The sequence below is a fragment of the Mesorhizobium sp. 2RAF45 genome (assembly GCF_052115225.1).
GTDB lineage: Bacteria > Pseudomonadota > Alphaproteobacteria > Rhizobiales > Rhizobiaceae > Mesorhizobium > Mesorhizobium jarvisii.
The window spans coordinates 68,373-90,862 of record NZ_JBFRGG010000014.1 but is presented as its reverse complement, the minus strand read 5'-3'; the positions used below and the strand labels follow the sequence as shown (position 1 = coordinate 90,862).

At 65.1% G+C, this 22,490-nt stretch carries 21 protein-coding genes; 17 read left to right on the top strand and 4 right to left on the bottom strand.

Going from position 1 to position 22,490, the window contains the following annotated elements; all coding sequences use genetic code 11:
- The first annotated feature begins 74 nt into the window (after positions 1 to 74).
- From obgE to AB4Z43_RS27385, 5 genes are all read left to right on the top strand, one after another.
- Positions 75 to 1,106: a GTPase ObgE gene (gene obgE / locus AB4Z43_RS27405; RefSeq protein ID WP_019861827.1), complete on the top strand. Its 1,032-nt coding sequence runs from the start codon at positions 75 to 77 to the stop codon at positions 1,104 to 1,106.
- Between the two features lie 4 nt (positions 1,107 to 1,110).
- Entirely contained in the window at positions 1,111 to 2,247 is a 1,137-nt protein-coding gene (gene proB / locus AB4Z43_RS27400; protein ID WP_019861826.1) for a glutamate 5-kinase, read from the top strand.
- A gap of 3 nt (positions 2,248 to 2,250) precedes the next feature.
- Complete coding sequence (locus tag AB4Z43_RS27395) at positions 2,251 to 3,537, top strand: glutamate-5-semialdehyde dehydrogenase (protein ID WP_441939745.1); 1,287 nt, start codon at positions 2,251 to 2,253, stop codon at positions 3,535 to 3,537.
- Positions 3,538 to 3,788: 251 nt separating this feature from the next.
- Positions 3,789 to 4,376: a nicotinate-nucleotide adenylyltransferase gene (locus AB4Z43_RS27390; RefSeq protein ID WP_019861821.1), complete on the top strand. Its 588-nt coding sequence runs from the start codon at positions 3,789 to 3,791 to the stop codon at positions 4,374 to 4,376.
- Positions 4,377 to 4,475: 99 nt separating this feature from the next.
- Positions 4,476 to 5,774, top strand: coding sequence for an MFS transporter (locus tag AB4Z43_RS27385; RefSeq protein WP_019861820.1), 1,299 nt, complete (start codon positions 4,476 to 4,478; stop codon positions 5,772 to 5,774).
- A gap of 56 nt (positions 5,775 to 5,830) precedes the next feature.
- Here the strand turns inward: AB4Z43_RS27385 and AB4Z43_RS27380 are convergent, their stop codons facing one another.
- Entirely contained in the window at positions 5,831 to 6,670 is an 840-nt protein-coding gene (locus AB4Z43_RS27380) for a mechanosensitive ion channel family protein (RefSeq protein WP_441939743.1), read from the bottom strand.
- A 242-nt stretch (positions 6,671 to 6,912) separates the two neighbouring features.
- Here AB4Z43_RS27380 and rsfS point away from each other — a divergent pair, with 242 nt between their 5' ends.
- The 10 genes from rsfS (at position 6,913) to AB4Z43_RS27330 (ending at position 16,536) form a co-directional block, all read left to right on the top strand.
- On the top strand, positions 6,913 to 7,290 hold the full coding sequence (gene rsfS / locus AB4Z43_RS27375; RefSeq protein WP_010912111.1) for a ribosome silencing factor: 378 nt from the start codon (positions 6,913 to 6,915) through the stop codon (positions 7,288 to 7,290).
- An 84-nt stretch (positions 7,291 to 7,374) separates the two neighbouring features.
- Complete coding sequence (rlmH, locus tag AB4Z43_RS27370; RefSeq protein WP_064981297.1) at positions 7,375 to 7,857, top strand: 23S rRNA (pseudouridine(1915)-N(3))-methyltransferase RlmH; 483 nt, start codon at positions 7,375 to 7,377, stop codon at positions 7,855 to 7,857.
- Positions 7,858 to 8,061: 204 nt separating this feature from the next.
- Positions 8,062 to 9,432, top strand: coding sequence for a murein hydrolase activator EnvC family protein (locus AB4Z43_RS27365; RefSeq protein WP_441939740.1), 1,371 nt, complete (start codon positions 8,062 to 8,064; stop codon positions 9,430 to 9,432).
- 1 nt (position 9,433) lies between these two features.
- Complete coding sequence (locus AB4Z43_RS27360) at positions 9,434 to 10,765, top strand: S41 family peptidase (RefSeq protein WP_064981294.1); 1,332 nt, start codon at positions 9,434 to 9,436, stop codon at positions 10,763 to 10,765.
- Between the two features lie 192 nt (positions 10,766 to 10,957).
- A complete protein-coding gene (locus AB4Z43_RS27355; protein ID WP_441939738.1) occupies positions 10,958 to 12,139 on the top strand; it encodes a divergent polysaccharide deacetylase family protein in 1,182 nt (393 codons plus the stop codon).
- 30 nt (positions 12,140 to 12,169) lie between these two features.
- Positions 12,170 to 12,691: an RNA pyrophosphohydrolase gene (locus AB4Z43_RS27350; RefSeq protein ID WP_019861812.1), complete on the top strand. Its 522-nt coding sequence runs from the start codon at positions 12,170 to 12,172 to the stop codon at positions 12,689 to 12,691.
- A 65-nt stretch (positions 12,692 to 12,756) separates the two neighbouring features.
- Positions 12,757 to 13,902 (top strand): alanine racemase, encoded by a 1,146-nt coding sequence (gene alr, locus AB4Z43_RS27345; protein WP_441939736.1) that lies wholly within the window; start codon positions 12,757 to 12,759, stop codon positions 13,900 to 13,902.
- 273 nt (positions 13,903 to 14,175) lie between these two features.
- A complete protein-coding gene (rnk, locus tag AB4Z43_RS27340) occupies positions 14,176 to 14,598 on the top strand; it encodes a nucleoside diphosphate kinase regulator (RefSeq protein ID WP_064981290.1) in 423 nt (140 codons plus the stop codon).
- A gap of 14 nt (positions 14,599 to 14,612) precedes the next feature.
- Positions 14,613 to 15,155, top strand: a complete 543-nt coding sequence (locus AB4Z43_RS27335) for a nucleoside-diphosphate kinase (protein ID WP_019861809.1) — start codon at positions 14,613 to 14,615, stop codon at positions 15,153 to 15,155.
- A gap of 124 nt (positions 15,156 to 15,279) precedes the next feature.
- Complete coding sequence (locus tag AB4Z43_RS27330; RefSeq protein WP_019861808.1) at positions 15,280 to 16,536, top strand: D-amino acid dehydrogenase; 1,257 nt, start codon at positions 15,280 to 15,282, stop codon at positions 16,534 to 16,536.
- A 13-nt stretch (positions 16,537 to 16,549) separates the two neighbouring features.
- Here the strand turns inward: AB4Z43_RS27330 and AB4Z43_RS27325 are convergent, their stop codons facing one another.
- Together AB4Z43_RS27325 and AB4Z43_RS27320 are read right to left on the bottom strand one after the other, a co-directional pair.
- Entirely contained in the window at positions 16,550 to 18,703 is a 2,154-nt protein-coding gene (locus tag AB4Z43_RS27325) for a phospholipase D-like domain-containing protein (protein WP_441939733.1), read from the bottom strand.
- Positions 18,700 to 19,143: a hypothetical protein gene (locus AB4Z43_RS27320; RefSeq protein ID WP_441939731.1), complete on the bottom strand. Its 444-nt coding sequence runs from the start codon at positions 19,141 to 19,143 to the stop codon at positions 18,700 to 18,702. Before AB4Z43_RS27320 ends, AB4Z43_RS27325 begins: the two co-directional genes overlap by 4 nt.
- Positions 19,144 to 19,212: 69 nt before the next feature.
- Here AB4Z43_RS27320 and AB4Z43_RS27315 point away from each other — a divergent pair, with 69 nt between their 5' ends.
- Positions 19,213 to 19,911 (top strand): hypothetical protein, encoded by a 699-nt coding sequence (locus tag AB4Z43_RS27315; protein WP_441939729.1) that lies wholly within the window; start codon positions 19,213 to 19,215, stop codon positions 19,909 to 19,911.
- A 5-nt stretch (positions 19,912 to 19,916) separates the two neighbouring features.
- Here AB4Z43_RS27315 and AB4Z43_RS27310 read toward each other — a convergent pair whose 3' ends face one another.
- Entirely contained in the window at positions 19,917 to 20,798 is an 882-nt protein-coding gene (locus tag AB4Z43_RS27310) for a LysR family transcriptional regulator (RefSeq protein WP_019861804.1), read from the bottom strand.
- A 161-nt stretch (positions 20,799 to 20,959) separates the two neighbouring features.
- Between AB4Z43_RS27310 and AB4Z43_RS27305 the strand changes: the two genes are divergently transcribed.
- Entirely contained in the window at positions 20,960 to 22,456 is a 1,497-nt protein-coding gene (locus tag AB4Z43_RS27305) for a CoA-acylating methylmalonate-semialdehyde dehydrogenase (protein WP_019861803.1), read from the top strand.
- The last annotated feature ends 34 nt before the right edge of the window (positions 22,457 to 22,490 follow it).

Genomic DNA, 22,490 nt, shown 5'->3' with positions numbered 1-22,490 from the left:
ACCGCGCCTTGGTTTAGAGCAAGGCCCAAGGTTTAGAGCAATGCCGCAAGGCCAATAAAAGAAACTGCAATCCCATGAAATTTCTCGATCAAGCCAAGGTCTATGTCCGCTCGGGTGACGGGGGCGCCGGTTCGGTGTCGTTCCGGCGCGAGAAATTCATCGAGTTCGGCGGGCCGGATGGCGGCGATGGCGGCCGCGGCGGCGATGTCTGGCTGGAAGCGGTCGACGGCCTGAACACGCTGATCGACTATCGCTACCAGCAGCATTTCAAGGCCAAGACCGGCGTCCACGGCATGGGCCGCAACATGACCGGCGCAAAGGGCGCCGACGTGACGCTGAAGGTGCCGGCGGGAACGCAGGTGTTCGAGGAAGACAATGAGACGCTGATCTGCGACCTCACCGTGGTCGGCCAGCGCTTCCTGCTCGCCAAGGGCGGCAATGGCGGCTTCGGCAACCAACATTTCAAGACCTCGACCAACCAGGCGCCGCGCCGCGCCAATCCCGGCCTTCCCGGCGAGGAGCTTAACATCTGGCTGCGGTTGAAGCTGATCGCCGATGCCGGGCTGGTCGGACTGCCCAATGCCGGCAAGTCGACTTTCCTGGCGGCGGTCACCGCGGCGAAGCCGAAGATCGCCGATTATCCGTTCACGACGCTGCATCCCGGCCTCGGCGTCGCCCGCATCGACGCGCGCGAATTCGTCATCGCCGACATTCCGGGCCTCATCGAGGGCGCGCATGAGGGCGTTGGCATCGGCGACCGTTTCCTCGGCCATGTCGAGCGCACGCGCGTGCTGCTGCATTTGGTTTCGGCGCAGGAGGAAAACCCGGGCAAGGCCTACAAGACCGTGCGGGCCGAGCTCGATGCCTATGGCAATGGCCTGACCGAAAAGGTCGAGATCCTGGCGCTCAGCCAGGTCGACACGCTCGATGCCGATGAGCGCAAGAAGAAGGTCGCCTCGCTGAAGCGCGCCGCCGGCCGCGCGCCGATGCTTTTGTCCGCCGTCACCGGCGAAGGTGTCGAGGCCGTTCTGCGGGCGCTGATGACGGTGATTGCCGAGGCGCGCGCGGAGGCCGCGCCCATGGTCGAGACGCGCTGGGAAAAGTAAGACCATGCAGTCGCTGAAAAAATACCGGCGCATCACCGTCAAGATCGGCTCGGCGCTGCTCGTCGACCGCGCGAGCGGCCTGAAGCGCGACTGGCTGGACTCGCTCGCCGACGACATCACGGTGCTTGCCCAGGGCGGCGCCGAAATCCTCGTCGTCTCCTCTGGCGCCATCGCGCTTGGCCGAACGATCTTGGGCCTTGGCAAGCGCGCCTTGAAGCTCGAGGAGAGCCAGGCGGCCGCCGCCGTCGGGCAGATTGCGCTCGCCGGCGCCTGGTCGGATGCGCTCGGCAAGGGTGCGCTGAAGTCGGGCCAGATTCTTCTGACCCTTGGCGACACCGAGGAGCGCCGCCGCTATCTCAATGCGCGCGCGACGATCTCGACGCTGCTCAAGATGAAGGCGGTGCCGGTCATCAACGAGAACGACACGGTCGCCACGTCCGAAATCCGCTATGGCGACAATGACCGGCTGGCCGCGCGCGTTGCCACCATGATGGGCGCCGACCTTCTGGTGCTGCTCTCCGACATTGACGGGCTCTACACCGCACCGCCGGCGCGCGATCCGCAAGCCAAGTTCATTCCGGTGGTCGACCGCATTACGCCGGACATCGAGGCGATGGCGGGGGCTGCCGCCTCCGAACTGTCGCGCGGCGGCATGCGCACCAAGCTCGATGCCGGCAAGATCGCCACCGCCGCCGGCACCGCGATGATCATCACCTCGGGCACGCGGCTGTCGCCGCTGATGGCGATCGAGCGCGGCGAACGCGCCACCTTCTTCCGGCCGAGCGCCAATCCGGTCAAGGGCTACAAGACCTGGATCGCCGGCCAGCTCGAACCAGCCGGCCGGCTGACGGTCGATGCCGGCGCCGTCGGTGCGCTCGCATCGGGCAAATCGCTGCTGCCGGCGGGCGTCAAACTGGTCAGCGGCAATTTCTCGCGCGGCGATACGGTTGCGATCCTGTCGCCAGAGGGCCGCGAGATCGCGCGCGGGCTGGTTGCCTATGATGCCGCCGATGCCGTAAGGATCGCAGGCCTGAAGACGGCCGAGATCGAAACCGTGCTCGGCTACGAAGCGCGTTCGGCGATGATCCACCGCGATGATCTCGTGGTGAGTCACGCGGGAGGCGACATAAGCGGAGGATGAGCCATGCTGAAGCTGCATGAAAAATCCGGGGATGACACCGTGGCGTTGATGGCCGATATCGGCCGCCGCGCCCGTGCCGCCGCCCGACCGCTGGCCATCGCCACCACCGCCGCCAAGAATGCCGCGCTGCTTGCCATGGCGGACGCGATCGTCGCCCGCGAGCAGGACATTCTCGACGCCAATGCCATCGACATCTCGAATGGTGAGGAGTCAGGGCTTTCCGCCTCCTTCATGGACCGGCTGAAACTCAATCCCGCGCGCATCCGCGCGGTGGCCGACGGCATTCGCGAAATCGCCGAACTCAAGGATCCGGTCGGTGACGTGATCGCCGCCTGGGAACGGCCGAACGGCCTGCGGATCGAGCGCGTGCGCACGCCGCTCGGCGTCGTCGGCGTCATCTATGAGAGCCGCCCGAACGTGACGGCGGATGCCGGTGCGCTCTGCCTCAAGGCCGGCAATCCGGTGATCCTGCGCGGCGGTTCGGATTCGCTCAATTCGTCCGCTGCCATCCATGCCTGCCTGGTCGAGGGCCTGAAGGCCGCCGGCCTGCCGGAAGACGCCATCCAACTGGTGCCGACCACCGACCGCGCCGCTGTCGGCGAGATGCTGAAGGGGCTAGGCGGTGCGCTCGACGTCATCATCCCGCGCGGCGGCAAAAGCCTGGTCGGGCGGGTGCAGAGCGAGGCGCGGGTGCCGGTCTTCGCCCATCTCGAAGGCATCTGTCACCTCTACATCGACCGCTCCGCCGATCCCGACATGGCGGTCAGGATCGCCGTCAACGCCAAGATGCGGCGCACCGGGGTCTGCGGCGCCGCCGAAACGCTGCTGGTCGACCGCGCTGTGGCGTCCACGCATCTGGCACCGATCCTCGATGCGCTGCGCGCCGCCGGCTGCGAGATCCATGCCGATCAAGAAGTGCTGAAGGTGTTTTTCGACGCCAAGCCGGCGACCGATGCCGACTGGGTGACCGAATATCTCGACGCCATCATCGCGGTGAAGCTGGTCGACGGCATCGGTGGCGCGATCGAGCATATCGAGACCTTCTCCTCGCATCACACAGAGGCGATCATCGCCGAGGACGCGAAGGCCGTGGAACGGTTCTTCAACGAGATCGATTCGGCGATCCTGCTGCACAATGCCTCGACCCAGTTCGCCGATGGCGGCGAGTTCGGCATGGGCGCCGAGATCGGCATCGCCACCGGCAAGATGCATGCGCGCGGGCCGGTCGGTGTCGAGCAGCTGACCTCGTTCAAATATCGCGTGCGCGGGTCGGGACAGGTGAGGCCTTGATTTTATTTTGCCACTAGAGCGTGAACCGTTGCGCCCAGGCACCCCCCTCTGTCCTACCGGACATCTCCCCCGCAAGGGGGGAGATCGGCTGGAATTTCCGGTTTCGCCAATCATCAGCGTTGCAGGATTTGCTCCTGCAGTCGAACTGCTAATCTCCCCCCTTGCGGGGGAGATGGCCGGCAGGCCAGAGGGGGGTGCCTAGCGCGATGCCATCCTCTTCCCCCCAGGCTGCCCCCTCCGCCTACCTGAAGATGCCGCATGCCGAAAAAGGTCTCGCCGTCGGCCTGTTCGGCGGCTCGTTCAATCCGCCGCATGCCGGCCATGCCCTGGTCGCCGAGATCGCGCTGAGGCGCCTGGCGCTCGACCAGCTTTGGTGGATGGTGACGCCGGGCAATCCTCTGAAGAGCACGCGCGAATTGGCGCCGCTGGCCGAGCGGCTGCAACTGTCGGAGCAGATCGCCAAGAACCCGAAGATCAAGGTCACCGCCTTCGAGGCGGCGCATCATGTGCGCTATACCGCCGACACGCTGGCGCTGGTCAAGGCGCGCAACCCGGGTGTCGACTTCGTCTGGATCATGGGCGCGGACAGTCTGCGCGATTTCCATCGCTGGCAGCGCTGGCGCGAGATCGTGCTGACGTTCCCCATCGCGGTCATCGACCGGCCGGGCGCGACGCTGTCGTTCCTGTCGTCGGTCGTCGCCAAGACCTTCGACTATGCCCGCATCGATGAAGGCGACGCGCCGCTGCTCGCCCGCATGAAGGCGCCGGCCTGGACCTTCATCCACGGCCCGCGCTCGTCGCTGTCGTCGAGCGCGATCCGCAAGATGGCGAAGGGGTAGGACCTGCACGGTCTTCCTTTCTCCCAGGGGAGAAGGGAAGACCGCCGATGTCGTTTTTGCAGGGGCTTTTCGCTGCCGCATAGGCGATCTTGTCTGAACATGACCACTCCCGTGAAGCACAATACCAAAATCGATCCGGTGCATGGCAGTGCGCCGACGCCGCTGATCGCGATCGCCAGTGTCATCGTGTCGATGGCGCTGATCGCCATCGGCAACGGGCTGATGTTTGCCTACATCCCGGTGCGGCTCGGCGTCGAGGGCTTCGATCCGACCTGGGCCGGGCTGATCGTCACCGGCCTGTCGGCCGGCGGTCTTGCCGGCTGCATCCTGACCGGGCCGCTGGTGCGCAGGGTCGGCCATGCCCGCGCCTTCATGGTGCTGTCGGCGCTGATCGCGCTTTCCAACGCGGCCATCGGTGCCGGTCCGCACCCCGTGCTGTGGATCGGCGCGCGCGCCCTCTACGGCTTTGCCATATGCGGCCTGTTCATCGTCGCGCAGAGCTGGCTGAACGATGCCGTGGCCAACGCCATACGCGGCCGGGTGATGGCCTTTTTCTACGTCGCCTATGTCGCCGGGCTCGGCGTCGGCTATGCGACGCTGGCGCTGGTCGACATCAAGACCGCGGACGCGCCCTTGATCGGTATTGCCTTCACCGCCTTGTCGATCCTGCCCGTCGGCATGACGCGGCTGGCGCAGCCGCCGGCGCCGCAGGCCGCCTCGGTGGCGCTGGGCCGGGCCTGGCGGATTTCACCGGTCGGCGTTGCCGGCATGCTGGCGGTCGGTGGCCTGTCCATGTCGATTTCCGGTTTCGCGCCGATCCATGCCACGGCCAAGGGCTATAGCCAGGCCGATGTGGCATTGCTGCTTTCGGTGATGCCGCTCGGCACGCTGATCCTGCAGCTTCCCTTCGGCTGGATATCCGACCGCACCGATCGCCGCTACGTGCTGATCGGGGCATCCGCGCTGGCCGCGGTGGCCGGCATGTTCGCGCTCGGTTTCGACGGCGGCGCGCTGCCGGCGCTGCTGGTGATCTATGTCTTGTGGGACGGCGCCTCGGAATCGATCTATTCGCTGTCCAGCGCGCATGCCGCCGACCGCGCCGGCAAGGACGACATGGTGGCGCTGTCCAGCTCGCTCCTGTTTGCCTGGTCGCTGGCCGGGTTCGTGGTGCCGGGCATCGTGACGGCGCTGTCGGCCGTGTTCGGCACGCAGGCCTTCATCTATGTGGCCGTTGTCATCGCCTGCGCCTTCTGCCTGTTCGTGCTGTTGCGCGTGTTCACCACACAGGCCGTGCCTGCCACCGAGACCGGCAGCTTCGCACCGATGACGGCGCAGGCGCCGCTGCCGGTCGAACTCGCTTATGCGCCGGACGAGATCGCAGGCCGGACCAAGGACTGAAGGTTGTTGCTCTTCGCAAGGCCTTAGGGAAACCGCTCCGGGCGCCCCGCAATCGCCTATTGTTTGCGGGCCTCCGGCGCCGGCGCTTCCGGTGGCGGCAGTGGGATGGAGATGCCCTCGCTGTCGAAAGCCTGCTTTGCACGCTTCGTCATGTCGATATTCGTGGAGAAGTAGTCGGCCGCCGAAGTCCAATAGCGCAAGGTAAGCGAAACGGTCGTATCGCCGAGGCTGGCCACGAAGGCGATAGGCGCCGGTTCACGACGGATGCGCTTGTCGGCGCCGGCAAGGGCAAGCAATGTCTTCTGGGCGCCGTCGATGTCGTTCCACGAACCGATGCTCAAGCTGATGTCGCTGCGGCGCACCCCATTGCGCGAAAAATTGCGCACCGGCTGGTTCCACAGCGTCGAATTGGGCGCCAGTATGTAGACGCCGTCGGCGGTCCTGAGCCTGGTGGCGAACAGGCCGATTTCCTCGATCGAACCTGAAATGGCGCCGACCTCGACGGATTCGCCGATGCGGAACGGCCGCAGCGCCAGAAGCATGATGCCGGCGGCGATGTTCTGCAGCGTGCCTTGCAGCGCCAGGCCGATGGCGCCGATCGCGGCGATGATCGAGGCGGTCTGCACGCCGAACTGGCCGAGCACCATGATGACGACCAGGATCAGGATGGCGTACCGGACGATCTTGGAAAAGAAATGCCGCAGCGTCGCGTCGAAACCGTGGATATGGCCGAGGCCGGCAAAGATCGGACGCTCGGCGAGGCCGGCGACGATGTAGCCGACCACCAGCAGGATGATGGCGCCGATGGCCGAGAAGGAATAGGAAACGATCAGCGTACTGAGCTGCGCCAGGCCGGCCTGGACGGTAAGAAGGGTGTTTTGCGGGTCGATCGGCATGGCGGGATTCCGGTTGGTCGGTCAGCCGATAACCCATGCCAGACGCCTGGGTTCCGCTTTTTTTTGCCTCCCTCTGGAACAAGCGGGCAACCGGCGAGTTCGCGTGAGTTGGGGCTGCGTCTTGAAACTGTCAGGGAACTCTGCCTATCTAAGTGGCGTCACCTGCTTTTGGGGGTGATTTGGTTGTTCTTGCTGCGAAAGGAAATACACTGAGAACAGCACTGCGGAAGAAGGCCGACATCGTGCCTTCGCCGGCCGGGATCAGCGTAAACGACGCCGTGTCCCGCGCCATCAACACAGTCCTTGCCAGTCTGGAAGACTCCAAGGCCGAAAACATCGTCTCAATCGACATTCAGGGGAAATCGAGCCTCGGCGACTACATGGTCGTCGCGTCGGGCCGATCGCACCGTCATGTCTCGGCTGTCGCCGACCATCTCCTCAAGGCGCTCAAGGATGCCGGCCTCGGCACGGCGCGCGTCGAGGGGCTGTCCGGCGCCGACTGGGTCCTGATCGATTCGGGCGACATCATCGTCCATGTCTTCCGCCCCGAAGTCCGCGAATTCTACAATCTCGAAAAGATGTGGCAGGCGCCGGATCTCGAGGAAGAGACCCTCCACTAAGCCGCCTTTGTTTTGATGCATGTCATTGTCCCAGAACCGCTTCCCACTTTGGGTGACGTGCATTAGCGGCTTATAGAGGCGAGGATGAAGATTTCAGTTCATGCCGTGGGCCGAATGAAAGCCGGCCCCGAGCGGGAGTTGGCCGACCGCTATTTCGAGCGCTTCGCCAAGAGCGGGCCGGCGGTCGGGCTTGAATTCGCCGGGATAACCGAGATCACAGAGGGCCGGTCGCAGAGCGCTATCGAGCGCCAGCGCGACGAAGGCTCCCGACTGCAGGCGCAGCTGCAGCCGGGCACGGCGCTGATCCTGCTCGATGAGCGCGGCAAGAGCCTTTCCTCGCAGGATTTAGCCAATCGTATCGGGCAGTTGCGCGACGGTGGGCGCAAGGCGCTGGTGCTGGCCATAGGCGGCGCCGACGGCCACGATCCGCCGCTGCGCGACCAGGCGGATCTGGTGCTGTCGTTCGGTGCGCTGACCTGGCCGCATCAACTGGTGCGGGTGATGCTGGGGGAGCAGCTCTACAGGGTGGCGACGATCCTTTCCGGCCACCCCTATCATCGCGCGTGAGCCTGCCGCACAGTTGGCGCCAGCGGTGATTCGTTGCCCATTGCCCGGATTTCCGCCCCAATGCGGAGCTAGATTCAGAATCTGTGGTTTGATGCATGTCGTTGCCCAAAATGGGGACCACTTTGGGCAACATTCATTCGGGGACGGGCTGGTCAAACATGGTTGATGGTTCGTTAACGAAGCCGCGGATAGTATAGATCGCGAATGTCTGAGGGCTGGAAATCGATAACGGGCCCGACAGGGGGCTCCTGGCGCGCGCGCTGCGGCATGGCTGCGGTGGCGATGCTTCTGTCGTTCCACTCGGCGCGGGCTGAAAACACGCTCGACATGGCGCCCGATCCGGACCAGAGCCGCGCCGAGTACGAGCAGGTTTCCAAGGAAATAACGCTGTCGTCCGAACGGCTTGCCAAGCTCGCCGCCGATATTGCCGCAGTCAAGAAGGACCATGCCTCGATCACCGCCGCGCTGATCCAGTCGGCGATGACCGAGCAGAAGCTTGGTCAGGACATCGAGGACATCGGCGCCAAGCTGGAAGGGCTGAAAGACCGGCAACAGAAAATCCGCGCCTCGCTCATGGCGCGACGCGATGTGCTGGCCGAGGTGCTGGGCGCGCTGCAGCGCATGGGGCTCAACCCGCCGCCGGCGATCCTGGTCAAGCCAGAGGACGCGCTGTCGTCGGTGCGAAGCGCCATCCTGCTCGGCGCCGTGGTGCCGGAATTGCGCCAGCAGACCGACAGCCTGCTGGCCGACCTCAAGGAGCAGACCCGGGTAACGGCCTCGATCGAGGCCGAGCGGGCGCGGCTGACGGACGCTGTCGGCGAGCAGGTGGCGGAAAAGAAGCGGCTCGGCATGCTGCTGGAAGCCAAGCAGAAGCTCGAGGCCGATACGCAGGGGCAAATGGCGGCCGAACAGCAGCGTTCCGAGCAGCTGGCGGCCAAGGCCTCCAGCCTGAAGGACCTGATCGCCTCGCTCGAAGCGCAGGCCGACAAGGCCCGCAAGGCCGCCGATGCCGCAAAGGCAGCCGCCGCGGGCCAGCCGGGTGACGTTCCGAACAGTGATGGAAACGATGGCGGCGACAAAACGGCATCGCTGGCGTCGCTGCCGGTTCCCGAAGGCAACCGGCTCACCGCGACCGCCCCCTTTTCGGCGCTGCAGGGGCAGATCGCGCTGCCGGTCACCGGCCGCATCAAGCGCCGGTTTGGCGCGGACGACGGTAATGGCGCGGTGATGCTTGGCGACATGCTTGCGACACAATCGGGAGCCATCGTCACCGCTCCGGCGGATGGGAATGTGCTTTATGCGGGGCCGTTTCGCTCCTATGGTCAACTCTTGATCCTCAATGCTGGCGACGGTTATCATGTCGTTCTGGCGGGGATGAGCAGAATCAGCGTCGTGACTGGCCAGTCAGTGCTCGCAGGAGAGCCGGTCGGTGCGATGGGAGAGGCCCGGGTGGCAAGCACCTCGGTTTCGAAGAATGGAAATGCCACGCCGGAACTCTACGTCGAGTTCCGCAAGGATGGAAAACCCGTCGATCCGACCCCATGGTGGGCGGACCGTTATTCTGGAAGGACGTGAAATGATGCGGAAACTGTCGCTTCTGTTTGCCGGTGCGCTGATGGGCGCATCCGCCATGAGCCTCGTCTATGGTGCTCCTGGCTCGTCGGCGAACGCTGCGGGATCGGAGACCTACAAGCAGCTGGCGATCTTCGGCGACATCTTCGAGCGGGTGCGGGCGCAATATGTCACGCCGCCCGACGACAAGTCGCTGGTCGAGAACGCCATCAACGGCATGCTTTCCTCTCTCGATCCGCACTCCTCCTACATGAATGCCGAACAGGCGCAGGATATGCGCGTGCAGACCAAGGGCGAGTTCGGCGGCCTCGGCATCGAGGTCACCATGGAGAACGACCTGGTCAAGGTGATCACGCCTATCGACGATACGCCCGCCGCCAAGGCTGGCGTGCTGGCCGGCGACTACATCGCCAAGATCGACGGCGAAGAGGTTCGTGGCCTGACGCTCAACGACGCGGTCGAAAAGATGCGCGGCCTGGTCAACACGCCGATCAAGCTCACCATCCTGCGCCAGGGCGCCGACAAGCCGATCGAGCTGACGGTGGTGCGCGACATTATCAAGGTCAAGGCGGTCAAGTTCCGGGTCGAGAACGACATCGGCTACATGAAGATCACCTCCTTCACCGAAAAGACCTATGACGACCTCGAGAGCGCCATCGACACCATCAAGAAGCAGGTGCCGGACGACAAGCTCAAGGGCTATGTGCTCGACCTGCGCCTCAATCCGGGTGGCCTGCTCGACCAGGCGGTGAGCGTGTCCGACGCCTTCCTGAAGCGCGGCGAGATCGTCTCGACGCGTGGCCGTGATCCGAAGGACGTCACCCGCTTCGACGCCAAGCCGAAGCAGACCGACGACATCAACGGCAAGCCGATGATCGTGCTCGTCAATGGCGGCTCGGCCAGCGCGTCCGAAATCGTCGCCGGCGCGCTGCAGGATCTGCGCCGCGTCACGGTGGTGGGCACGCAGTCCTTCGGCAAGGGTTCGGTGCAGACCATCATTCCGCTCGGCGAGAATGGCGCGCTGCGGCTGACGACGGCGCTCTACTACACGCCATCGGGCAAGTCGATCCAGGGCAAGGGCATCACGCCCGACATCAAGGTCGACCAGCCGCTGCCGCCGGAACTGCAGGGCAGGGACCTGACGCGCGGCGAATCCGATCTCAAGGGCCACATCAAGGGCGCCGACGAGAGCGCGACCGGCTCGGGCTCGGCAGCCTATGTTCCGCCGGATCCCAAGGACGATCTGCAGCTGATCTTTGCCGAGAAGCTGCTGCGCGGCGAGAAGACCGATCCGGCCTTCCCGCCCAATCCGGAAAAGGCCGTGCTCAACCAGTAACGGTTTGGTCGGCCGGGTCTGGCCGCCTGAACGAAGCAATGCGATGCTGCCGGGACCGAAAGGTTCCGGCAGTTTGATTCGGGGAGGCAAGACCAGGCCTCCGGATGCGGCGCCAGGGGGCGCCAGGGTTGATGAATTCGCGCATGTCGTCGAAGGGGTCGCCTTCGCAACCATGCGCCCCGGGGACAGGGCTTGGCTGATATCGGCAAGGACATCGAACGCCCGCTTGGACAGACGCTCCAGGCGCCGCGCGCCGCCCGCAAGGTCAGCACTGGCGTGGTCGCATCGACCGTTGTCGTGCTGGCGCTGGTCGGCGTCTCGGCCGCGATCGCGCTCAGGGAAAAGCCGTTTCGAAAGCCGCAAGAGATCGCCGTTTCGACACCGAAAGTGACGGCTGCGGCCGAGCCGGCCGCCGCGCCATCCGCTCTGGCCCCGGTGGCGGCGCCAAAGGTTGAAACGCCGTCCAAAACCGGTGGTCCTCAGATCATCCATGTGCAGAAGGAGGAGGGCGATGGCCCTCCGCAAGCCGCCATCGTCATCCGTGATCCATCGAGCATTGGGCAGAACCTGAAGATCGCGCATCTTCCCGACAAGGCGCTGATCGAAGCCAGCGACACCGGACCGCTGCCGATACGCTCCGCCGATGGAAGGCGGCCTTTCGATGTCTATGCACGGCCGTGGTCCGGCGCGCGTGGGGCGCGGGTGGCGATCGTCATCGGCGGGCTAGCCGTCTCGCAGACCGGCACCCAGGCTGCGATCGCCAAGCTGCCGGCGGAAGTGACACTGGCCTTCGCGCCGCAAGGCAACAGCATCGGCCGCTGGATGCAAGCCGCCCGGCAGGGCGGCCACGAGATCGTCATGCAGGTGCCGCTCGAACCGTTCGACTATCCCAACGTCAACCCCGGCCGCAACACGCTGACGGTGGCGGCGAGCGCCGAGGAGAACCTCAAGAGTTTGCACTGGGCGCTGTCGCGGACGACGAACTACACCGGCGTCATGAACTATATGGGCGCGCGTTTCTCCGCCGACCCGGCGGCAATGGGGCCGTTCATGGCCGAACTCGGCAAACGGGGTCTGGCCTATATAGACGACGGTTCGTCGGCGCGCAGCCTGGCGCCCGACCTGGCGCTGAAGGACGGCGTGCCCTTCGTAGCCGGCGATACGGCGATCGACGCCGTGCAGGATCGCGGCGCAATCCTGAAGAAACTCGACAGTCTCGAAGCCACAGCGCGGGCCAAGGGCACTGCCGTCGGCATCGGCTCGGCCTTCGATCTCACGGTCGACACCGTGTCGTCCTGGATTGCCGAGGCCAGGAAGCGCGGCATCGAGATCGTGCCGATTTCAGCGGTGGCGATCGATCCGCAAAAGGGTTAGCCATCGCAAGATGGCTGGAGAGACTGACTGATGCCGAAGACGAAAATAGTCGACCGCGAAACGCTGCCCTATCGTCCCTGTGTCGGGCTGATGATCCTCAATGGCGAAGGCCTGGTCTGGGTCGGGCATCGCATTGCCGAGCCCGACAGCGAATTCGCCGGCACGACGCAACTGTGGCAGATGCCGCAAGGCGGCATCGACAAGGGTGAGGAACCGCTGCAGGCGGCCGAGCGTGAGCTTTATGAGGAGACCGGCATGCGCAGCGTCTCGCTGCTCGCCGAGGCGCCGGACTGGATCAATTACGACCTGCCGGATCATCTCGTCGGCATTGCCTTCAAGGGCCGGTATCGCGGCCAGACGCAGAAATGGTTCGCCTTCCGCTTCCATGGCGAGAGCAGCGAAATCCACATCAATCCGCCGCCCGGCGGCCACACCGCCGAATTCGACAAATGGTCGTGGCGGCCGATGCAGGATCTGCCCGACCTGATCGTGCCGTTCAAGCGCAAGGTCTATGAAGAGGTGGTGGCGGCGTTCAGCCATCTGGCGCGGTAATCGCGCGTCGAGGTTGCCGCGTTGGTGCGAGGGTCGTATTGAAGGCCGATGCAATGAGGGTCGCCATGAACGACGCCGTCAACCGGTCCGCTGCGAAAACCGTCACCGGGTGGCCGGTCAGCGAGGCGGCGGCCGGCGCGATCCTGACGATCGATCTCGGCGCGATCCGTGAAAACTACCGGCGGCTGAAGGCGCGGCTGGGCGGCGTGGCCTGCGCGGGCGTGGTCAAGGCCAATGGCTACGGGCTTGGCGCCGCCCAGGTGGCGGCGGCACTGACCCGGGAAGGCTGCGACATCTTCTTTGTCGCTCTGCTGGCCGAAGGCATTGCGCTGCGCAAGGCGATCGGAACCGGGCCGGATATCTATGTGCTGAACGGGCTGCCGCCTGGCTCCGAGCCGGAAGCGATGGCGGCTGGGCTTTGCGCGGTCATCAACAGTGGCGCGCAGTTGAAGGCCTGGCGCGCGGCGGCGCAGGCTGCCGGTCGCCGGCTGCCGGCTGCCATCCAAGTCGACAGCGGCATGTCGCGGCTCGGCATGGCGCCGGCCGAAGTCGAGGCGCTGGCTGGGGATAGCAGTGCGTTCGACGGCATCGATGCCAAATATGTGATGAGCCATCTGGCCTGCGCCGACGAGCCTCACCATCCGGCCAACGAGCAGCAGCGGCTGGCCTTTGAACGGCTGCGCGCCGTACTGCCCGAGGCGCCTGCCTCGCTCGCCAATTCCTCCGGCATCTTTCTCGGGCCGTCCTACCATCACGATCTCGCTCGGCCGGGAGCGGCGCTCTACGGCATCAACCCGACGCCTGGTGAGGCCAATCCGATGCTGCCCGTGGTGCGGCTGCAGGCCAAGGTGGCGCAGACGCGCCGCGTCGAAAAGGGCGCCGGCATCGGCTATGGCCACAGCTATCACGCGGACGCTCCGCTGAGCCTGGCGACGATTTCGTTCGGCTATGCGGATGGCTGGCTACGCCGCTCCGCTTCGGCGGCCTGGTTCGGGGGCGTGCGCCTGCCTTTCCTCGGGCGTGTGTCGATGGATTCGATCATTCTCGACATATCGGCCCTGCCGCCCGGCAGGCTGCGCGAGGGCGATGTGGTCGAGCTGCTCGGTCCCTCGCAGAGCGTCGACGATGCCGCCGGCCATGCCGGCACCATCGGTTATGAAATCCTGGCCAGTCTCGGCCCGCGCTTTCACCGCCACTATGTCGGCGGTTGAGCGGTTTGGCCGCGCTTGACAAGCGGGCGCCTGTCGGCAAGGTTCGGGGCATGAGCAACCTCGCTTACACCAGAACCTTGTTCAGGGTCTGCCCGATCGCGGGATCGTAGCCCCGGCGCGGCCGCCTTCTGGCGTCCGTCCGTATCGGGGCATCCATACATCCAAACCGCCATCAAGCCGTACAGCCCTTCGTGGCTGCCGGCTTTCATCACGCCGCCATCAGTGCGGCGGCAAGCGCGCATCCATTCGATGCGCCGATCCAAGAGGTGTGCCATGCAACATGCAACAGGACCGCGTCCATCGAGTCGGATTGTGATCAGCGACACCGACCACGACAGGTTGACCGGCCTGGCGAGAGCCTTGCTCGACCGTGCCCCCGAGACGGCCGAGGAACTGCTCTTCGAGATGGACCGCGCCGTCGTCACGGACGCGGCGGCGATGCCGGCCGACGTGGTGCGTATGGGTTCGATCGTGACGGTCCGCGGCGAAGGCGGGGAGACCCAGCGCATCATGCTGGTCTATCCCGGCGACGCCGACATTGCCGAAAACAGGATCTCGGTGCTGACGCCGATGGGAACGGCGCTCATCGGGGCGGCGGCCGGGCAGGCGGTGTGCTGGAGCAGTCGGGGCGGCCGTGAACTGTCGGTGACCGTCGAAGCCGTCGACACGCCGGCCTCCGGCGCGCAGCGGCGCTGATCGTGGAGGCGGTGATGAAGAACACGAATTGCTGCCTGACGACGAAGGACCGCGCCGTCCTCGAAGTCATGCTGGAGCGCCGGCGGGCATTCGCGGATCCGATCGTGCGCATGCTCGAACACAAGCTTTCAAGCGCCGATATCGTGCCGATCGATTCGGTCGGCCCCGATATCGTCACGCTGAACAGCAGGGTGGTGTTCAGCGTCGATGCCGGTCACGCCGAGACGCGTACCCTGGTACAGAACGAGGGCCGCGGGCCGGTGGGCTCCAGCCTGTCGGTGGCAACCAGGCGTGGGCTGTGCATGCTTGGCATGGCGCAGGGCCAAGCGGCTTCGATCGAGCACGCCGACGGCCGGCGGGAGTCGATCCTGATCAAGGCCGTGCTCTACCAGCCGGAGGCTGCCCGGCGCGCGGTCAGGCAGAGGGACCGGGCCGACGGGCGGCGACCGCACGGGCTCACTCTCGTCTACAGCGCCGCGGACGATTGGCGGCCTCTTGGCGAGACGCCCGGAATGCGGCAGACAGAAGACGACGACCCCGGTCCCTCGGCGGCGTGAATGGGCAACAGCGCATGGTTCTCGAAAATCGGCATCGATTTTCATTTGGGATCATGCGCAAATCGAGAAATGCGGTCGCGTCCACGGGCGTCCTGAGGACGCGCGGCGCGGCAAGGAGTGAACGATGCAGATCATGGTGCTGGGCGGCGGCGTCATCGGGGTGACCACGGCCTATTATCTTGCCGAGGCCGGCCACGAGGTGACGGTGCTCGACCGCCAGAAAGGCCCGGCGCTGGAAACCAGTTTCGCCAATGCCGGCGAGATTTCGCCCGGCTATGCCTCGCCCTGGGCCGGCCCCGGCATTCCGCTCAAGGCGATCAAATGGCTGTTGATGAAGCATGGCCCGCTGGTGGTGCGGCCGGCCTTCGATCCGCATATGTGGACCTGGCTGGTCAAGATGCTGCGCAACTGCACCGCGGAGCGCTATGCCATCAACAAGTCGCGCATGGTGCCGCTGGCCGAATACAGCCGCGACACGCTGAAGGCGCTGCGCGAGGCGACCGGCATCACCTATGACGAGCGCAGCCGGGGCACGCTGCAGCTGTTTCGCACGCAAAAGCAGCTCGACGGTACCGGTGGCGATGTCGATGTGCTGAAGAAATATGGCGTGCCCTACGAGATCCTCGACCAGGACGGCTGCATCGCGGCGGAGCCGGCGCTGGCCGGCGTGCGCGAGAAATTCGTCGGCGGGCTGAGGCTGCCGCATGACGAGACCGGCGACTGCAAGATGTTCACGGAGAAACTGGCCGAGCTCTGCGTGGCGCGGGGCGTCAAGTTCGAATACGACACGACGATCTGGCGCGTCCTGCGCAGCCGCAACCGCATTGCCAATCTCAGCACCAGCAAGGGGTTCAAGGCCTCCGAAGCCTATGTGATGGCGCTGGGCAGCTACTCGGCCGGCTTCATGCGCCGGATGAAGCGGTCGATCCCTGTCTATCCGGTCAAGGGCTATTCGATCACCGTGCCGATCAAGGATGCCGCCCTGGCGCCGGTGTCGACCGTGATGGACGAAACCTACAAGGTGGCGATCACCCGGCTGGGCGACCGCATCCGCGTCGGCGGCACGGCCGAGATTTCAGGCTTTGACCTCAGGTTGCACGAATCGCGGCGGCGCACGCTCGAACATTCGGTCGGCGATCTCTTTCCGGGCTCCGGCGCCATGCGCGAGGCGACCTTCTGGTGCGGCCTGCGGCCGATGACGCCGGATGGGCCGCCGCTGATCGGCCGTACCGAGCTTTCCAATCTCTTCCTCAATACCGGCCATGGCACGCTCGGCTGGACCATGGCCTGCGGCTCGGCCAAGGTGCTGGCCGACATCATGTCGAACAAGGTGCCTGACATCGATGCCCGTGCCCTGGCGCAGGAGCGCTACCTGAAATAGGCGGCGCTAGAGATCAGAACGCCTGCTTGACCCAGGCTTCGTCGAACAGCAGCCGATAGATCCACGGGATCGTCACGTTGCTGGAAACCGGATTCGAATGGGCGAGATAGTCGTCATAGATCGGCTTCATCCTGACGTAGAAGGCGGGATCGAGCACCATCATGCCGTTCTCTGAATCGTGGAAGAAGCTGCGGTTGTTGAGGTTGACCGAGGAGATGGCGACCAGCCTTTCGTCGATCATCATGATCTTGGAATGCAGCACCACGTCGGGCGCCTTGAACTCGCGGATGTTGATGCGGTCGCCATATTTCTCGACGAACAGCTTGTTGAGCGCGGTGAGGAACTTGCCGCCAATATCGCCCTTGAGATCGATGCGGCCGACAATGTCGATCTTGACGCCGCGGGCGAGCGCCCGGTCAAAAGCATGGGCGAGGCTCGGCGTCAGATTGAGGTAGGGATTGACGATCTGGATATGCTGCCGGGCGGCATCGACCAGCTCGACGAAATAGTCCTCCAGCGCATGGTCGTCCTCATAGGGCACGGAGATGAAATGCCGGGCATTGCCCTGGGGGCGGCCATTTCCATGGACCGGGATCGAGAAGGGGCGCGCCAGATTGGTGTCGGCGTCGCGCAACCATATCGTCGATAGATGCGCGGCGAGCGTCTCGACCGTCGCCCGGTCGGCGAACTCGATGTCGAAGTCGCTCCAGTTCGAATAGTAGTTCAGCGAAAAGCCGTCGGTCTTGCCGTATTGCTGCAGGTCCGGATAGCGCGACAGGTCGATCGGACTATGGAACAGGAAGCCGTCATGGATGTTGCGGCCGCCGATGATGACGCGCGAGCGCGCAGGGTCCACAGCCAGCGTCGCCAGCATCTTGATATGATGGGTCTTGTGCAGCTGTGAAATCTGCTCGTCGATCGGCGCGCCATGATCGGCGCGCCAGCGGTATTCCTGCAATTCGACATTGGGGAATTCGGCGGCCAGCCGGTGCAGCATGGCGTCGTCCTTTTCGCGCTCCAGCACGTCGGTGACCAGTATGCGCACCTTGGTGCCAAGGGCGGCATGATGGCGGATCAGCCGCTCGATGATGCAGCCGGAGAAGTCCGCCTTGAATTCCAGCGACGACAGATAGATCAGCTTCAGCCGTGGCGCCCTGGAGAAATCGAGAGGCAGCTCCGGGTCGCCTTTGTCTATCGCCGCATCGGACAGCGGTGCGCCCATGAGCGCCTCGACCTTGGCGTTGAAGCCGTCGCGCGACTTGCGCAGCAGCCTGGGCTCGCCGACGGGTAGGGCGCAGGTCTGCGACAGCCAGCGGCTGGCATAGAAGGCGCGCTCGAGCGCGTCGAGGCCGGCGCTTTCGGGGACCGGGCAGCGCTCGTAGCGGCTGTCGAAGCTGGCGAGAGCCGGATCCGCGGTCTCTTGGCGCCGGATGGTGAGCGGCGCCCCGGCCGGGACAAGGCTGGAGCGGATCCTTGCCGTGCAGCGGTTCAGGCTGTCGCTGGGAAACAGGCTGACCGTGTCGTCCTCGCCGGACAGGCGAAAACGAAATGCCGCGCCGGCGGCGATGGTGCGCGAGGCTCCGGCGGCGCGGATCGCCAACGCGCCGTCGCAGGTGGCCTCGATCTCGACCGGCTGCTCTCCGGCCTGGCGCACGACGATCTCGGTGCTTCGCGCCTGCAGGCCGGAGAAATCGAAACTCTTGGGTGACGAGGGCCGTGCCGCCGCATCGATGTAGAGCGTCTGCCGCGACACCCGCCAGCGTCCGTCGAAATGGCCCACGCCGCTACCGCCATTGGCCGACGGCAGATGCGTCCTGGCGAGTGGTTCGGCCAGTTGCTGCAGCGTCGAATAGGTCGCCCGGAAGCCGCTGTTCTGCACATCGCGGCGGTTGCGCCCGTACGGGCCGGTACCATTGGCGCGATCCATGGCGCCGAGCTGATTGTGGGCGAGCAGCGCCAGGAAGCGTCTTTCGTAGTCGCTGGCGCCGGCATCGCCAAAAAACTGCGACGCGGCGACCTGCGGCCCAGGCGTGCTTGCTAACAATGAAGGCCGCGCGCAGGCCGCCTGTCCTGGCAGGAGATCGCAGGCATCGCGGCCTGTGCCGGCACAACCGGCAAGGGCGGTCAGCCCGAACAGGGCAAGGATGATAAATGCGTGGCGATTCACCCGGTGGCTCCGGCCTTCATGGCGCTCAACTGAGCCGGGTCGCGCGGCGGCATGAAGCCTTGGGGAAACACCTTGCAGACGGGGATGGCGAAGGTAGCGATCAGCAATTCCGCCTCGCCGCGCATCTTGCGTGGCGCCGTCTTGTCATCACGGATCGCCCGGGCGGAGGCGACGAGCGCGCCGTCGCAATCGCAATGATTGTGGCGCGCGATGTAGCAGGCGTCGTGGGTCTGACACGCCGCGTCGAGGCGGTCGACCGGCCGGGCCGAGATATCGCCGGTGCGGGTGCCGGGGCCGCAATAATTGCCGAAGACGAAAGGCGAGGGGCGCGCCATGGCGTAACGGATCGGCTTGGGCAATTCGGCTTCCGGCACTTTTGTCCACGGGTTGGCGCAGGCCGAAACGAAAATCAGCGGCAGGATGGCAAGAACGGCTCGCATTTTTTCCGCGCCAGCTTTCTGAACGATTCCCACCGGCGGCCCTGCCAATGGCCGGCGACCGCATGCCTGATGCCACACTGGCCGGTTTTGTGGCAAGCAAAAGGCGGCGTGTATCACCAGACCGTGTTATTACCGCAGCGATACAACCTGCCGGGCGCATCGACCCCGTCTGGCATTTCGCGAGCACCAGTGATGCGTATCGGCTTTGCGGTTACAGCTGTCGTATTTCTGTCCTGCATCTCGGCGGCCAATGCCGCCGACAAGACCGTTCACGACAAGGACAACGGATTTTCCCTGACCTTTCCGGAAGGGTGGAGAAACGAGGCGCCTTCCGGCAAGACGATGCGGCTGAAGATAAAATCCGGTGATCAGGGCCTGACCTGCCGGATATCGGTCGGTCTCTATGATCCGCAGGCGTCCGGTTCACCCGCCGATCCCAAGGCATTTCTCGAAACGGGCTGGTCGCCGCAGGCCTGGCAAGAGATGGTGGGAGCAGCCTTTACCTTGGCGGCCTTCAGCAACGAAAAGTTGATCCGCTTTCCCGATGGCTATCCGGCACGAATGGCCGATATGGATTTCCAGGTCGGCGACGGCAGCGCCAGCTTCCCCGGTCACGCCAAGGTCGTGCTTTCGCTGCGCGGCACCCACTTCGGTCTGGTGACTTGCGGGCTCACAGGCGACAGCCTCGAGCAAATGAAGCAGAAGTGGGCGCCACTGGCCGACGAGGCCGAACGGGTGGCGAGTTCGTTCGTTCTCGATGGGCTCTGAGCGCCTTACAGGAAGAGACTTCTTTCCCGCTCCACCGCCTTGGTGATGAAGCCGGCGACGATCTGGATGCGGCGCAGCGGCCTCACCGATTCATGATAGACCAGCCAGTAGGCACGGCGGATGGGCGCCACCACATCGACGGCCACCAGCTCCGGCATCGAGCGCGCGACGAAGGTGTGCAGGATGCCGATGCCGGCGCCCGAGCGCACCGCTTCGGCCTGGCCGAGTGCCGAGGAGATGGCGAAGCTGGTGCGCCAGTCCGCGCTGAATTCGGCCGCGTAGTCGAGCGAAGGGCTGACGATGAGATCCGGCACATAGCCGATGAGGGTGTGTCGGCCGAGTTCGGCCGCGGTTTTGGGCAGGCCATTGGCCTCGGCATAGGCGCGCGAGGCAAACAGGCCCAGCGAATAATCGACCAGCTTACCCGCTACCAGCCGGCCCTCGGTCGGCCGCTCGACGGTGATGGCGATGTCGGCTTCGCGACGGGACAGCGAGAAGGAGCGCGGCACCGGCACGAGCTGGATCGTCAGCTCGCGATGCAGTGCGGTCAGTTCGCCGAGGCGCCTGGCCAGGAAGGCGACGCCGAACCCGTCCGGCGCGCCGATGCGCACGGTGCCTGAGATATCGTCGCCTTCGCCTGATATGGTCGAGCGCGCGGCGATCATGTCACCCTCCATGCGCTCGGCAATGTCGAGGAAGCGCTCGCCGGCCGGCGTCAGTTCGCTGCCGGTGGTCAGCCGGCGAAAGAGTTTTGTGCGCAATGCGTCTTCGAGCGCTGCGATGCGGCGCGAGACGGTGGCGTGGTTGAGCTCCAGCCGCTTGGCGGCGCCAAGGATCTGGCCGGCGCGTGCCACGGCGAGGAAGATGCGGACGTCATCCCAGTTCATGGGAATCCCCAGGAGATATCTTGCGGTCCTCCATTTGCGAGAATTGATGCACACCCGTCAATCGTTATCTATTTGCTGCACAACGGTTGCGTTCTTCCTCGCGTTGCCTTCGCCATCGCAAAGGCGGACAATGCGCCCATCACAAACAAGGGAGAGATATCATGATCGAATACGGTCATTTCATCGGCGGCAAGCGTGTCGCCGGCACCAGCGGCCGCAAGCAGGACGTCATGCAGCCGATGGACGGCTCCGTGCGCGGCACGGTGGCGCTGGCCTCGCAGGCGGAACTGCGCGCGGCGGTCGAGAATGCCAAGGCGGCGCAGCCGAAATGGGCCGCCACCAACCCGCAGCGCCGCGTTCGCGTCTTGATGAAATTCCTCGAACTGGTCGCCCGCGACTATGACGAACTGGCCGACATACTGGCGCGCGAGCACGGCAAGACCATCGCCGACGCCAAGGGCGACATCCAGCGCGGCCTCGAAGTGGTCGAAGTCTGCATCGGTGCGCCGCACATGATGAAGGGCGAGTTCACCGATGGCGCCGGCCCCGGCATCGACGTCTATTCGATGCGCCAGCCGCTCGGCGTCGTCGCCGGCATCACCCCGTTCAACTTCCCGGCGATGATCCCGCTGTGGAAGATCGCCCCGGCGATCGCCTGCGGCAATGCCTTCATCCTGAAGCCGTCGGAGCGTGATCCGGGCGTGCCGATCCGCATCGCCGAACTGTTCCTCGAGGCCGGCCTGCCGGCTGGCATCCTCAACGTCGTCAACGGCGACAAGGAAGTCGTCGACGCCATCCTCGACGATCCCGACATCAAGGCCGTCGGCTTTGTCGGCTCAACGCCGATCGCCCACTACATCTATTCGCGCGGCACCGCGGCGGGCAAGCGCGTGCAGTGCTTCGGCGGCGCCAAGAACCACATGATCATCATGCCTGACGCCGATATGGACCAGACCGTCGACGCGCTGATCGGCGCCGGCTACGGCTCCGCCGGCGAGCGCTGCATGGCGATCTCGGTGGCTGTGCCGGTCGGCAACGACACGGCCAACCGGCTGATGGAAAAGCTGATCCCGCGCGTCGAGAGCCTGAAGGTCGGACCGTCGACGGATTCGGCCGCCGATTTCGGCCCGCTGGTGACGGCGCAGGCGCTGGAGCGGGTGAAGGGTTACGTCGATACCGGCGTCAAGGAAGGCGCCAAGCTGGTCGTCGATGGCCGCGGCTTCACGATGCAGGGCTATGAGAACGGCTACTATATGGGCGGCTGCCTGTTCGACAATGTCACGGCGGACATGCGCATCTACAAGGAAGAAATTTTCGGGCCGGTGCTCTCGGTGGTACGTGCACCGACCTATGAGAGCGCGATCAAGCTCGCCAACGACCATGAAATGGGCAATGGCGTCGCCATCTTCACCCGCGACGGCGACGCCGCGCGTGATTTCGCAAGCCGTGTCCAGGTCGGCATGGTCGGCGTCAACGTGCCGATCCCGGTGCCGATCGCCTATTACACGTTCGGCGGCTGGAAGGCGTCGTCCTTCGGCGACCTCAACCAGCACGGCCCGGACGCCTTCCGCTTCTACACCAAGACCAAGACGGTGACGTCGCGCTGGCCGTCCGGCATCAAGGATGGCGCCGAGTTCGTCATCCCGACGATGAACTGATTGGGAAACGTTCCAAAACAAGAAAGAGGCGGCT

Excerpts from the sequence above, each read along its gene's own strand:
- obgE (WP_019861827.1), top strand. The coding sequence starts at position 75 with ATGAAATTTCTCGATCAAGCCAAGGTCTATGTCCGCTCGGGTGACGGG.
- proB (WP_019861826.1), top strand. The coding sequence starts at position 1,111 with ATGCAGTCGCTGAAAAAATACCGGCGCATCACCGTCAAGATCGGCTCG.
- AB4Z43_RS27395 (WP_441939745.1), top strand. The coding sequence starts at position 2,251 with ATGCTGAAGCTGCATGAAAAATCCGGGGATGACACCGTGGCGTTGATG.
- AB4Z43_RS27390 (WP_019861821.1), top strand. The coding sequence starts at position 3,789 with ATGCCGCATGCCGAAAAAGGTCTCGCCGTCGGCCTGTTCGGCGGCTCG.
- AB4Z43_RS27385 (WP_019861820.1), top strand. The coding sequence starts at position 4,476 with ATGACCACTCCCGTGAAGCACAATACCAAAATCGATCCGGTGCATGGC.
- AB4Z43_RS27380 (WP_441939743.1), bottom strand. The coding sequence starts at position 6,670 with ATGCCGATCGACCCGCAAAACACCCTTCTTACCGTCCAGGCCGGCCTG.
- rlmH (WP_064981297.1), top strand. The coding sequence starts at position 7,375 with ATGAAGATTTCAGTTCATGCCGTGGGCCGAATGAAAGCCGGCCCCGAG.
- AB4Z43_RS27365 (WP_441939740.1), top strand. The coding sequence starts at position 8,062 with ATGTCTGAGGGCTGGAAATCGATAACGGGCCCGACAGGGGGCTCCTGG.
- AB4Z43_RS27360 (WP_064981294.1), top strand. The coding sequence starts at position 9,434 with ATGATGCGGAAACTGTCGCTTCTGTTTGCCGGTGCGCTGATGGGCGCA.
- AB4Z43_RS27350 (WP_019861812.1), top strand. The coding sequence starts at position 12,170 with ATGCCGAAGACGAAAATAGTCGACCGCGAAACGCTGCCCTATCGTCCC.
- alr (WP_441939736.1), top strand. The coding sequence starts at position 12,757 with ATGAACGACGCCGTCAACCGGTCCGCTGCGAAAACCGTCACCGGGTGG.
- rnk (WP_064981290.1), top strand. The coding sequence starts at position 14,176 with ATGCAACATGCAACAGGACCGCGTCCATCGAGTCGGATTGTGATCAGC.
- AB4Z43_RS27335 (WP_019861809.1), top strand. The coding sequence starts at position 14,613 with ATGAAGAACACGAATTGCTGCCTGACGACGAAGGACCGCGCCGTCCTC.
- AB4Z43_RS27330 (WP_019861808.1), top strand. The coding sequence starts at position 15,280 with ATGCAGATCATGGTGCTGGGCGGCGGCGTCATCGGGGTGACCACGGCC.
- AB4Z43_RS27320 (WP_441939731.1), bottom strand. The coding sequence starts at position 19,143 with ATGCGAGCCGTTCTTGCCATCCTGCCGCTGATTTTCGTTTCGGCCTGC.
- AB4Z43_RS27315 (WP_441939729.1), top strand. The coding sequence starts at position 19,213 with ATGCCACACTGGCCGGTTTTGTGGCAAGCAAAAGGCGGCGTGTATCAC.
- AB4Z43_RS27310 (WP_019861804.1), bottom strand. The coding sequence starts at position 20,798 with ATGAACTGGGATGACGTCCGCATCTTCCTCGCCGTGGCACGCGCCGGC.
- AB4Z43_RS27305 (WP_019861803.1), top strand. The coding sequence starts at position 20,960 with ATGATCGAATACGGTCATTTCATCGGCGGCAAGCGTGTCGCCGGCACC.